Source organism: Flavobacterium algoris, assembly GCF_048158525.1.
Taxonomy (GTDB): domain Bacteria; phylum Bacteroidota; class Bacteroidia; order Flavobacteriales; family Flavobacteriaceae; genus Flavobacterium; species Flavobacterium algoris.
The window spans coordinates 1-11,882 of sequence record NZ_JBLNKT010000037.1; the positions used below are offsets into that span (position 1 = coordinate 1).

Here is an 11,882-nt window from a genome sequence, read left to right on the forward strand (position 1 = left end):
TAATTAAAATGAGAACCTATAAAACAAAAAACAGTAGTAAACCGGAGCTTACTACTGTTTAAAAATTGTACTTTTATTTTTTATTAATCCTGTATCGTTTTTTCAGGACTAGACAAAACGGTGTACTTATATTTTGAATTTTTTATTGTTTAAATTACTTAGATTGATAGTATTTTTTTCTTAACCAAAAAGCCACATTTACTAAAATTATCAAAGCCGGAACTTCTACTAATGGTCCAATGACTCCGGCAAATGCCTGTCCGCTATTGATGCCGAAAACTCCAATGGAAACTGCAATTGCCAATTCGAAATTATTTCCCGATGCAGTGAATGAAAGTGCTACGGCATCCCGATAATTAGCTCCAATTTTTTTAGAAACAAAAAACATCAGAAAAAACATAATGGTAAAGAAAATGACAAGTGGAATGGCAATTCGAATTACGTCCAGCGGTAGATCAACAATCATTTCGCCTTTTAAACTAAACATCACTACGATTGTAAAAAGCAAAGCAACCAGCGTAATTGGAGACACAAAAGGAATGAACTTTTGATTGAACCATTTGTCACCCATGTATTTCTTGATTGCATAGCGGCTCATTACCGCTAATGCAAATGGAATTCCTAAATAAATCCCAACTGTTATAGCAATTTCGGGAACCGTAATATTTAATTCTAACCCTTTTATTCCAAATAAAGGCAACATGATTTCCAAATAAAAATAAGCATATAAACTAAAAAAGAGCACTTGAAGCAAACTATTAATCCCGATTAATCCTGCCGTTAATTCTCTATTTCCCTCAGCTAATTCGTTCCAGACAATTACCATCGCAATACAAGGCGCAATCCCAATTATGATTAAACCGGTCATGTATTCCGGATAATCTTTCAAAAAGAAAGTGGCTAATAAAAACATCAAAAACGGACCCACAATCCAGGTGATTATAAATGAAGCGGTCAATAATTTTGGTTTTTCAAACATTACAGGAATTTTTGAAAAATCAATTTTAGTCAATGGTGGATACATCATCACTATTAATCCAATTGCCAAAGGAACATTGGTCGTTCCGCTTGAAAAGGAATTGATAAATCCGCTGCTTGACGGAATAAAATAGCCAATGGAAACGCCAATGATCATGGCCAGAAAGATCCAAAGTGTAAGATAGTTGTCAAGAAAGTTTAATCTTTTTTTAGCTGCCATTTTATGATTTTATTTGGGAGAATATATAGCACATTTCGGTTGCAATTTGCAAACTGCGTTCCTGATATTTTTCTGCTTGTTGTGGCGTATTGTCAAACGCTTTTGGATCTTCAAACGGGATCGGAATGCGCATTTCAGCACCTGCAATAAATGGACAGCCTGTATCAGCCTGTGAGCACGTTAATAGAGCTGCAAATTCACTTTGGGGATTAAAAGCATCATCATAGGTTTTAGAAAAACCAATAACAGGATGTTCGTTTCCAGCATATTTTATCGCATAAACAGGATTTTTTCCTGTTGTAATGGTTTTAATTTTGAAGCCTGATTGTTCCAATGTTTGGGCAACCATGGGAAATAAAGCCGTTGCTTCTGTACCACCAGAATAACAAAATACATTTTTGATATTGAAGTGTGCGGCAGCTGTTTGTGCCCAAACTTGCGATAAATGGCTTCTTCTGGAATTGTGTGTACAAATCAAATTCAGCCTAATTTCCTGTTGGTTGGTGGCTTTTTTTTGGATAAAATCAATAAGCGGCTGCAAAATAATTTTGCGTTCTGCTGTGATGGTTTCAAAATCAAAAGCACGGATTGTTTTTTCGATTTCTGGAAATAGGATGGTTTTTGTTAAAGTCATTTTATGGTTTTAAAAAATTAGCAACAGCTTCCTCCAGGAGTACAACAGCTTGATTGCGTCTGGATTTCAGATAATTTTACTTTTTGTTTTTCTTCAGGAATACCACATTGATCTTGCGCTAAACAAGCCGTTTGTTTGTTTAAAAGAGTAAATGCTGTTCCGTTGAAAACCAAGTCGTATTTTCCAATAGTTTCGGCTTGATATTCTACTTCAATTTCGTGATCTTCGATTCCTAACACTTTTTCTGAAAGGGCAATAATGTCCAAAAGTTTTTGCGGTTTTAGGCGGTGATCGAAGTCATTGGCATCCCATAATTGGAAATTTACTACCGTTTCTTTTCGAACTTTTCCACCACAATCAATAAATTTTTTAGTGATTAAACCCACTTCGGTGACGTGAAAATGTTCGGGTACAGAAGTGCCGTTTGGTAATACAAAAGCAACGTTTTCTAACGCAACCAACTGTTTTTTAATTTCGGAGAGTTTCATTTTTTTATAATTTAAAAATTAACAACAGTCATTTTTCTTGTTTTCTAAATGGGTGTTAATGTGCTGAAAGAAGTCTTTTATTTTATTAAAACCTGCTTCGTTAAGGCAATAACAAATGGCATTTCCTTCAATAGACCCTTTTATAAGTCCGGCATTTTTAAGTTCCTTCAAGTGTTGCGAAACGGTAGGTTGGGCTAGCGGCAGTTCATTTACAAGATCACCGCACACACAACTGTTTACTTTTATGAGGTGTTCTATTATGGCAATACGTGCGGGATGGCCTATGGCTTTCGCCAATGTTGCCAATTCGTTTTGCTGGTCTGTGAAATATTCTGATTTAGTAATTCCCATCGCTATATATTTATATTGCAATATTACGATATTTGTAAATAAAAACCAAATTTGGAACATTAATTTTGTTTAAATTTTTAATCGGCTAGTGCCAAAATACTACAAGCATCTGAAGTTGGTGCTTGTAAAGGAAATGGTTTTCAGGTAAAATTTAAAATGTATTTGATCCTACAAATTCTAAAGAAATGGTTTCTAGTCTTTTTTTTTGAAAAAAATGCTTCTAATTTACATCCATTTCGATAGAAAATCAATCAATTCTTCTCTCAATTCTTTAAATAATTTCTCAAAAACGGTCATACTTTCTCGATGCTTTTTATGGTCTGAAAATTTTTCAGTATCAATACCGTTAGGATTATCGAGCGCTGCTGCTTCAAGATATGCTTCGTGACTTTTAATATCATGGGTTAAGATGTCAATTTGTTCCTTTTGAATGACTAGCAGATTATTAAAATGATCGGCTAAGGAGCGTACCTCATTAGAAGTGTTTTTTTTTGCCACTTCCAAAATTCGGTTATCCATAATTTTAAGTTCGTCTTTATAAAAGGAAAGTTTGTTTAACCACGTTTTGTGTTCTTCGTGTAGTTGATAAATTGTTTTTTTAGTTTCCATTTTTTTTCTTTTTAAATAGTTTTAGATTAATTGAATCTGCGTTATTTCAAAATATTAAAGCTCAAATAAATCTTTTGGAATGGCGTGAAAGCCTACTGATTTTACTTTGTTTTCAATATCATTAATCAATACCATTTTGGAGGTATGAACCGTGAATTCTCTTGGAAATATTTCAGCATTCAACAGCACATCTTTTATTCCGTCTAATTTCAATACGCTGGCTTTAATTTCGATTAAATCCATTTCTTCTATAGCATTTGTTCCAAAAATTTGACCATGATTTCCTGGAATTACATTGTCTTTTAATGCGCTCATATTTTTATTTTTTAAAAATTAGGAATGTAGTTTTTTTTTAGAATTTAAAAATTATTAAGTAGTTTAAAGTTAGTGATTTATGTTGTATTAATGTAAAAAATGGAATAGAAAAATATCACTTTTGGATTTTAGAGTAAACATTTGTTCACAGTGTATTTTATTAAATCCACTGATTCCAATAGTCATTTTATCTTTGAAAAATAAAGCGACTTCTTGCGCAGAAATAACTTTGTCTTTGTAACTTTGAAATCTAATGCTGTCCAACTTCACAATTGGGTTTTTGGTGAAAAATAACCAAAATCAATTAGTAGAATAAGACTTAAAGATTATTTAATTTTAGTGAAATTAAGAGTTGAATAAATATCGTAATAAGTCATAAAAATAGTCATTTTACTCACATGGGTTTATCGGAAACTTTAGAAGAGAAATATTATATAAAAGAGGTTGATACCGACAAAAAAAGTATTTATTGCCACCATGATTTGATGGGTGAATTAATGATTCCAACCCACAAGCATGAAAAAGCTCAAATGTTATATTCTGAAGGGGGTATCGTTCATGTTACCACAGAAACCAAAACTTATTTTCTTCCTGCACGTCATTTTATTTGGATTCCAGGCGGAATAAAACATAGTATTCATCCCAATTCGGAGCATGTTATGATGCGGAATTTGTATTTTCCGATAGATTCAAATGAAGATTCTTTTTATGAAAAAGAAGGCATTTATCCCATTAATGATTTATTACTGCAAATGATGCTTTTCACCAACCGATGGAATGGAAACTTGGAAAAATGGAGCAGGAATTTTAGTATTGCCAACGCGATAAAAGCCATTTTGCCAGAAATTTGTCTCACTAATTTACCGTTATCGTTGCCTTTACCAAAGGATGTCAGGCTCAATAAGATCATCAGCTATCTGGATAAAAACTTGGGAGAAATTATTTTATTCTCTGATTTGGCTAATCGATTTGGTTTTAGTGAGCGCTCTTTGTATCGTTTGTTCCAAAAAGATTTAGGCATGTCCTTTATTCAATATTTCACGATTCGAAGAATTTTAAAAGCAATAGAATTGTTACTCGAAAAAAAACTATCTGTTAACGAAGTGGCGCAAGTAGTTGGATATAATAGTGTGCCCACTTTTAGTAATACTTTTTTTAAGATTTTAGGACAACGCCCTTCTGATTATTTAAAAGGCGTTGAAATATTAAAAAAGTAATTTTTTGTAGCACACATTTTCTGCAATCGTTATAGTAGTTTTATTGTTTTATATTTGTCCGAAATGAATAAATAATTGGCTTTAGTTGATTTTAAAGCATAAATTAAATTAGGGAACTTTGCACCCTATTCCTTTATCTATATTATGTTTCTTAAAAAATGGGTTCATTTGAACCAATCGAAAATTAATTTTTCAAAAAATGCAGTGTTATTATTCCTCTTCTTTCAAGGAATGACTTCAGTACAAGCACAACAAGTTACCGCTATTTCTTTAAATGATGCTTTAAAAATCACTAAAAAAAATAATAAGACGATTCAGAAATCTCATATCGAACAGCGCATCTCAGAAAAAGAAATTACCGAGACAAAAAATCTTCGTTTGCCGGAAGTTAATTTTAATGCGATGTATTCCCGATTATCAGATTTGACGGAATACGAAGGCGGTTTTTTCTCGGACAAACATACCTACACTCCAGAACCTGGGACCGTAATATATGATGCGATTACAAAATTTGATATACCGCTTTATGCAGGTAATAGAATCAATAATGCGATTAAAAAGTCGAAAGAGGAAAACGAAATTTCCAAAATAAGGGTAGAGAAGACGCAAAATGACATTCAATTACAGGTGACAGCTACTTTTTTGGGTATTTATAAAATGATGGAACTCCACAAAATCATTGGCGAAAGCATTAAAGAAGAACAGGAACGATTGAAGGAAGTGAAAGCTTTTAAAACTTTTGGAACGGTTACTAAAAATGAAGTGTTGCGTTCTGAACTGCAACTTTCGGATCGAGAACTAAACTTATTGACCAATAAAAAAAACATCAGGATAGCGCTTCAAGAGTTAAAAACGATGCTACAGTTGCCCGAAGAATCAGAAATTGCTATTGATACAACTGGATTACTAGATATAGCACCGCTGAAAGATTATGATTTCTATTTTAAAGAGACGCTTCAAAATGAAGAAATGCGTATTGCAAATAGGGAAGTAGACGTAAAAAAAACAGAGCTAAAGATGGTGAAAGGCAATTATTATCCTAAGGTCAGTTTCTTTGGGAATTATAATTTGAAATATCCTGATTATATGTTGTTTACGCTAAATCGTCCCTATCTCTACACTATAGGACAAATAGGCGTGGAGGCTAGTTATAATTTGTCTGGGTTGTATAAAAATAAAGCCAAAGTTCAGGTTGCCAATTTAAAAGTGGACTTACAAAAAAATGAATCGGAGCTGGTGAAAAATGAGATGGTGGATAAAGTGTTTAGAAATCATACCCAATATCAGGAAATACAGGACAAGCTACCGGTTACGGAGAAAGCATTGGATTTAGCCAACGAGAATTATCGCATTGTGAAAGTAAAATACCTCAATCAATTGGTCTTGATTACTGAAATGGTCGATGCGGACAATGCGTTGCTTCAGGCAAAATTCAACAAAGTTTCCACTAGAATTGATGCGGTTATGAAACAGTATGAATTGCTTCATACGGCAGGATTACTCAACAAATAATAATTTAGGTTTAATATAATTTAGTTTCAAATTTATATGGTAAAAGTTCATAATTCGTCAAGAGTCCATCGATCATTTCATAGATTAATCACCTTGATTGCCAGTATGCTGGTCCTTGGCGGAATTGTTTTAGGGATTTGGTTTTATATTTTTAATAAAAATCACGAAGAAACCAATGATGCTCAAGTAGATCAATATGTAACGCCAATTATGGCCCGAATTACGGGTTACGTTACCGAAGTGCATTATAATGAAAATCAATTTGTTCACAAAGGCGATACGTTGCTGGTAATTGACAATCGAGAATACAAAGCACATTTAGACATGGCATTGGCCGATGTTGAAAATGCAAAAAGTAATAGTATTGTGATTGAAAGAAATGTCGCAACAACTTCTAATGTGACTTCCGTTAGGCAATCTCAGTTACAAGCTGCAAAAACAGAAGTTTGGAAAACAAAACTGGAATACAATCGTTATAAAGGATTAGTAAGTCAGGAAGCGGCTACTGAACAACAGCTGGAGAAAGTAAAAGCGGATTATGAATTGGCGCAGGCACATTATCAGGAAATAGTAAACACGATTCAATCGGCGGCATTAAATACCTCAGAAGCTTCGGCTAAAATCCCAACGGCTCAGACGGTAATTCAGGCCAAACAAGCGGTTGCTGACAATGCGACTTTGTATCTTTCTTATACCATAATTACCGCTCCTTATGACGGCTGGGTAGGAAAAAAAATGGTGCAACCGGGACAAATGATAAAAGAAGGACAAACCTTAGTTTCTATCGTTAGCAAGGAAAAGTGGGTTACAGCTAATTTTAAAGAAACACAGCTACAATATTTATCCATTGGACAGGAAGTAGAACTGAAAGCAGATGCGATAAGCGGAAGAGAATTTATTGGAAGTATTGAATCTTTATCGCCAGCCAGTGGTGCGCGTTTTTCACTATTGCCACCTGATAATGCAACGGGTAACTTTATAAAAATAGAACAAAGAATTCCGGTTAGAATAAAATTAAAAGAAAGTGATGCACAAACGGACTTTCTCAGAGCCGGTATGAATGTCACTGTTATAGCCGAACACAAATAATCAGATGTCAGAAGTAAGTATTTTTAAATCTTGGGTTCCTAATTGGGCTATTATTGCTATTATCTTTTTCTGCATGCTGCATTCCATGGTTTTATTAGGAGTATATACTTCTAATGTGACTTATGCAGCAAGTTTTTTGGACGTAGAAGTCGAAGATTTGCAATTTTCGATGTGTGTAACCTATGGGACTTTTTTTGCTACAATTCTCATCGAAAGTCGGTTTTTTAAGTTTTTCCCAACCAAGAAATATTTTCTGGTTATTTATAGTTTGGCAGCTTTAACATTTATACTGACGGCATACACACAAAATTTTTCTTTGTTTATAATGTTAAGAATGGCCGAAGGTATCTTGATGGCATTGCCGGTTTTACCCTTGCGACAATTTTTGATTGCACGATTTAAATCTAAAAATGCCGTGATTATTGCTTTTACGCTTAATTATGGTGCTTTGATGCTGGCTTCTCCTTTTATAATTAATATTGCAGTGTGGTTGCTGGAGAATTACGATTGGAAATATATGGCGTATGGTTCGGCTTTCTTTCAAATTGTATGCGTGGCTTTAGTCATGATTACCTTTAATAACAATCGGTTTCATAAAAAAATTCCGTTGTATCAAATCGATTGGGCCAGTTTTATTCTTGTGCTTACCGCTATTTTGTGCGGTAGTTATTTTGTGGTTTATGGCCAAAAAAAATATTGGTTTGAATCTCCCCAAATTGTAGCAGCACTCATTATTGCCTTGCTAACAGGAGGTTTTTTTATAGCTCGACAAATGCTGGTGAAGAGACCTACTTTTGATATGCGCGTTTTTCAGTATGCGAATCTACGAACTGGATTATTATTATCTGTGGTTTTTTATATTGCCAGAGCTACATTAAATATTTGTCACAATACGATGGCTGTTATTTGGAATTGGGAACCTTCAAGAGTGGCGCATGTGCAGTATTTGAATTTGACAGGAAATGTGATTGGAATGATTTTGACAGGGGTGTTTTTGGCTAAATCAGTTGCTTCTCGCTATATTTTTATAATCGGATTTTCACTTTTAGCGCTGTTTCATTTCTGGTTTACGTTTCTTTTTGTGCCGGATGCTTCCTTGTCGGATATTGTGATTCCGTATATGTTGCAGGGGGTGGCAGTAGGAATAATATTTGTTCCGTTAGTCCTATTTACCGTCTCTTCTGTTCCTACTCATTATGCTCCGTTTGCGGGAGTAGTGGGAGTTGCAGGGCGTTTTTGGGGAAGTATAATGGGTTTTGCAATGATTCAAAACGCAGGGTTGTTTTTACAAAGTACCCATTTTGCAAAATTCAGACAATTTATTCTTCCCGAAAGTCCAGAAACCCAAATGCGGACCGAACAACTCACCAAAAGTTTTAGGGCTAAAGGCTATACTTTGGATGATTCCAATACATTAGCGATGAAACAAATTATTAGTTCAGTTTCAAAACAATCGATTTTATTGTCGAATATGGAAATCTTTACCGTTATTGGTTATTTAATGGGTATAGTTGTTGTTTTTCTATTGCTTAATCAGCATTTAAGACAAACAGTTGACCTTTTCAAAAATAGAATTTGGGGTAATTAAAAAAAGTATACTGAAACCCTTTAAAGGTAAAATATCCTATTCTAATTAAGTTAAGAATAGGATATTTTGTTTTTTGAAATAATTAACCTTCGGATTTTTTTGTGGGCTCTTTTTTGTCTAAGCCTCGTTTTCTTAACAAAGGTGCAACACTAGGCTCAGCTCCACGGAAACGTTTATACAAGACCATTGGCTCTTCGGTTCCGCCTTTCTCTAAAATGTTTTTTCGAAATGATTTAGCTTTTTCAGGATTGAATAAATGGGTTGTTTTGAAGACTTCAAAAGCATCCGTGTCCAAAACGCCTGACCAGATATAACTGTAATATCCAGCAGAATAACCGCCGGAGAAAATATGATTGTAATACGTACTTCTGTATCTTGGAATAATTGAAGGTATTAAACCTATTTCGTCCATTGCGTTTTTCTCAAAAGTATTGGCATCTATTGTAATTGTTGCCTTTTGAGTATGATACTTTAAATCTAAATACGAAGCTGCCAGATATTCTGTAGTCATAAAACCCTGATCAAAAGTGCTTGATTCTTGTATTTTTTTAATTAAATCATCAGGAATGACTTTTCCTGTCTGATAATGTTTGGCATACATTTTTAAAACTTCAGGTTCTACAGCCCAGTTTTCCATAATTTGCGAAGGCAATTCAACAAAATCTCTTGGGACATTTGTACCGGCTAAACTTCGGTACGTTACATTAGATAATAATCCGTGTAAAGCATGACCAAATTCATGGAAAAAAGTCGTCACTTCGTCAAAAGTCAATAAAGCGGGACTATTTTCTGTGGGTTTAGAAAAATTGCAAACAATAGAAATTACTGGAGCTTGTCTTACTCCGTCAACTATTTTTTGGGTTCTGTAGGAGGTCATCCAAGCGCCGCCACGTTTTGAATTTCTTGGATAAAAATCCACATATAAAATACCTAGATGCGTTCCATCGGATTCTGAAACTTCCCAAACCTCCACCTCTTCATGGTATTTTGGCACCTCAATTAAGGGTTTAAATTGCAAGCCGTATAAGTTTTCGGTAACTTGAAAAACGCCTTTTCTAATATTTTCTAAACTAAAATAAGGTTTTAATTCCTGCTCGTCTAAATCAAAACGTTCTTTTCGGATTTTTTCAGTGTAAAATCGCCAATCGTAGGGTTGAACCGAATCGTTGATTCCGTCTTTTTTCATCATTTCCTGAATGTCTGCGGCTTCAGTTTTGGCAATTTCTAAAGCTGGTTTCCATAAATCATTCAAAAGTTTATAAACAGTTTCTGGAGTTTTAGCCATAGTTTCTTCCAAAACATAATGAGCATGTGTCTCATAGCCAAGAAGACGTGCTTTTTCACCTCTAAGATTTGCTAATTTTAAGGCATTTTCTTTATTGTCAAAATCGTCATCATGATTGGAACGGGTTTGATAGGCTTCCCAGATTTGCTGCCTTAAATTTCTATTGGCACTATATTGCAAAAACGGAATTACACTAGAATTGGATAAAGTAAAAACCCATTTCCCTTCGTTCCCTTTTGATTTTCCATCTGCAAAAGCGGCAGTTATTAATTCCTGCGGTAACCCGGATAAATCGTTTATATCTTCAATAATCAACTTGTATGTATTGGTTTCAGCCAAAACATTTTGTCCATATTTCAAACTAGTAAGCGAAAGTTCCTCGTTTATTTTTCTCAGTTTATCTTTGTCGTAATCAGCTAAATTAGCTCCGCTTCGTACAAATGCTTTGTGTAAATTATCCAAAACTTTATCTTGCTCTATATTCAGATTTAGTTTTTCTTTTTCATTCCAAAGCGATTTTACTTTTGAGAATAATTTTTCGTTCAAATAGATATTGTCGTTGTGTGCCGCTAAGTTTGGAGCTAGTTCTTTGGCTATATTCTGAAGTTCATCGTTGGTATTTGCGCCATTCAAATTAGAAAATACCATATTGACATTCAAAAGAAATTCCCCTGCATTTTCCATAGCAAGAATGGTGTTTTCAAAAGTGGGTGCAGCAGTATTATCTGCAATTTGATCTATTTGTATCTGATGTACTTTAATTCCTTCTAAAATAGCGGGTTTAAAATGTTCGTTCCTTATTTTATTAAAAGGTGGAACATTATAAGGGGTATTATAGGGCTGAAAAAATGGATTGATTGCTTCATTTTGGTCTTTTTCCTGAGTTTCCATTGGTACCATTTTGTAGTTGTTTGTAAAATATAAAAAAATAGTTTTTGTAAATTTAACAGAATCCACCTTGATTAGGAAACTGTAGCGTGTTATTTTAAGGAATTTAGGAATAAAAACATCTCGTTTAAAAATAGAATAGATTCTCACCAAAGCAACAATTAATTTGAATTAATTATTTACTGATTAGGAAGCTTAAAATTAGAAAAGAATATACAAAAGGTTCCCGTTATAAAATCAGGATTACTGGATGTTTTTTCATACTTATAAAATACGTTTTTGGTTAAAAATGATTAACTTAGTGCTCTGTAAATCAATTTAATAAGATATTAAAATGGAAAATAAAGATGACAAATCAAATCTAAATAAAATGAAACCGGTTAAGAAAGATAAAAATAAATTGCCGGATTCTCTTTTGTATCCTCCAAGTGAAGATATGTATAGTCAGTTCCAAAAAGAAATGGAAATTGACCCGGAAGATATTACTAAAAAAAAAGCACCTGTTGAAATTAATAATGTCAGGGAATTGAATCAAAAAGATTTTGAGGAAGATGAATCTGGCAGTGACTTAGACGTTCCCGGATCTGAACTAGATGATGATCAGGAAGATATGGGGAGCGAAGACGAGGAGAATAACAATTACAGTATTGGCGGTGATAATCACAGTAATTTAGATGAGAATACAGGAAAAAGTTGAATCCAATCTAA

At 33.9% G+C, this 11,882-nt stretch carries 12 protein-coding genes; 5 read left to right on the forward strand and 7 right to left on the reverse strand.

All coding sequences use genetic code 11. From position 1 onward, the window contains the following. Positions 1-154: 154 nt before the first annotated feature. From arsB to ACM55I_RS14740, 6 genes are all read right to left on the reverse strand, one after another. A complete protein-coding gene (gene arsB, locus ACM55I_RS14715) occupies positions 155-1,198 on the reverse strand; it encodes an ACR3 family arsenite efflux transporter (protein ID WP_416847600.1) in 1,044 nt (347 codons plus the stop codon). 1 nt (position 1,199) lies between these two features. Beyond that, complete coding sequence (locus tag ACM55I_RS14720) at positions 1,200-1,832, reverse strand: arsenate-mycothiol transferase ArsC (RefSeq protein WP_416847601.1); 633 nt, start codon at positions 1,830-1,832, stop codon at positions 1,200-1,202. A gap of 17 nt (positions 1,833-1,849) precedes the next feature. Further along, positions 1,850-2,320: a DUF6428 family protein gene (locus ACM55I_RS14725; protein WP_416847602.1), complete on the reverse strand. Its 471-nt coding sequence runs from the start codon at positions 2,318-2,320 to the stop codon at positions 1,850-1,852. An 18-nt stretch (positions 2,321-2,338) separates the two neighbouring features. Continuing rightward, positions 2,339-2,671, reverse strand: a complete 333-nt coding sequence (locus ACM55I_RS14730; protein ID WP_416847631.1) for an ArsR/SmtB family transcription factor — start codon at positions 2,669-2,671, stop codon at positions 2,339-2,341. A gap of 225 nt (positions 2,672-2,896) precedes the next feature. Continuing rightward, positions 2,897-3,280, reverse strand: a complete 384-nt coding sequence (locus ACM55I_RS14735; protein WP_416847603.1) for a hypothetical protein — start codon at positions 3,278-3,280, stop codon at positions 2,897-2,899. Between the two features lie 54 nt (positions 3,281-3,334). Then, positions 3,335-3,595, reverse strand: a complete 261-nt coding sequence (locus tag ACM55I_RS14740) for a heavy-metal-associated domain-containing protein (protein WP_416847604.1) — start codon at positions 3,593-3,595, stop codon at positions 3,335-3,337. A gap of 398 nt (positions 3,596-3,993) precedes the next feature. Between ACM55I_RS14740 and ACM55I_RS14745 the strand changes: the two genes are divergently transcribed. From ACM55I_RS14745 to ACM55I_RS14760, 4 genes are all read left to right on the forward strand, one after another. Then, entirely contained in the window at positions 3,994-4,812 is an 819-nt protein-coding gene (locus ACM55I_RS14745) for a helix-turn-helix domain-containing protein (RefSeq protein WP_416847605.1), read from the forward strand. 231 nt (positions 4,813-5,043) lie between these two features. Then, on the forward strand, positions 5,044-6,324 hold the full coding sequence (locus ACM55I_RS14750; protein ID WP_416847606.1) for a TolC family protein: 1,281 nt from the start codon (positions 5,044-5,046) through the stop codon (positions 6,322-6,324). A gap of 36 nt (positions 6,325-6,360) precedes the next feature. Beyond that, on the forward strand, positions 6,361-7,413 hold the full coding sequence (locus ACM55I_RS14755) for an HlyD family secretion protein (RefSeq protein WP_416847607.1): 1,053 nt from the start codon (positions 6,361-6,363) through the stop codon (positions 7,411-7,413). Positions 7,414-7,417: 4 nt separating this feature from the next. After that, positions 7,418-9,001: an efflux MFS transporter permease gene (locus ACM55I_RS14760; protein WP_416847608.1), complete on the forward strand. Its 1,584-nt coding sequence runs from the start codon at positions 7,418-7,420 to the stop codon at positions 8,999-9,001. 82 nt (positions 9,002-9,083) lie between these two features. Here the strand turns inward: ACM55I_RS14760 and ACM55I_RS14765 are convergent, their stop codons facing one another. Next, entirely contained in the window at positions 9,084-11,186 is a 2,103-nt protein-coding gene (locus ACM55I_RS14765; protein ID WP_416847609.1) for a M3 family metallopeptidase, read from the reverse strand. Between the two features lie 322 nt (positions 11,187-11,508). Here ACM55I_RS14765 and ACM55I_RS14770 point away from each other — a divergent pair, with 322 nt between their 5' ends. After that, on the forward strand, positions 11,509-11,871 hold the full coding sequence (locus ACM55I_RS14770) for a hypothetical protein (protein ID WP_416847610.1): 363 nt from the start codon (positions 11,509-11,511) through the stop codon (positions 11,869-11,871). Positions 11,872-11,882 lie beyond the last annotated feature (11 nt).

Bases quoted from the DNA above. Each gene is read 5' to 3' on its own strand.
- ACM55I_RS14745 (WP_416847605.1), top strand. From the start codon at position 3,994: ATGGGTTTATCGGAAACTTTAGAAGAGAAATATTATATAAAAGAGGTT.
- ACM55I_RS14765 (WP_416847609.1), bottom strand. From the start codon at position 11,186: ATGGTACCAATGGAAACTCAGGAAAAAGACCAAAATGAAGCAATCAAT.
- arsB (WP_416847600.1), bottom strand. From the start codon at position 1,198: ATGGCAGCTAAAAAAAGATTAAACTTTCTTGACAACTATCTTACACTT.
- ACM55I_RS14755 (WP_416847607.1), top strand. From the start codon at position 6,361: ATGGTAAAAGTTCATAATTCGTCAAGAGTCCATCGATCATTTCATAGA.
- ACM55I_RS14730 (WP_416847631.1), bottom strand. From the start codon at position 2,671: ATGGGAATTACTAAATCAGAATATTTCACAGACCAGCAAAACGAATTG.
- ACM55I_RS14740 (WP_416847604.1), bottom strand. From the start codon at position 3,595: ATGAGCGCATTAAAAGACAATGTAATTCCAGGAAATCATGGTCAAATT.
- ACM55I_RS14770 (WP_416847610.1), top strand. From the start codon at position 11,509: ATGGAAAATAAAGATGACAAATCAAATCTAAATAAAATGAAACCGGTT.
- ACM55I_RS14750 (WP_416847606.1), top strand. From the start codon at position 5,044: ATGACTTCAGTACAAGCACAACAAGTTACCGCTATTTCTTTAAATGAT.
- ACM55I_RS14760 (WP_416847608.1), top strand. From the start codon at position 7,418: ATGTCAGAAGTAAGTATTTTTAAATCTTGGGTTCCTAATTGGGCTATT.
- ACM55I_RS14725 (WP_416847602.1), bottom strand. From the start codon at position 2,320: ATGAAACTCTCCGAAATTAAAAAACAGTTGGTTGCGTTAGAAAACGTT.
- ACM55I_RS14720 (WP_416847601.1), bottom strand. From the start codon at position 1,832: ATGACTTTAACAAAAACCATCCTATTTCCAGAAATCGAAAAAACAATC.
- ACM55I_RS14735 (WP_416847603.1), bottom strand. From the start codon at position 3,280: ATGGAAACTAAAAAAACAATTTATCAACTACACGAAGAACACAAAACG.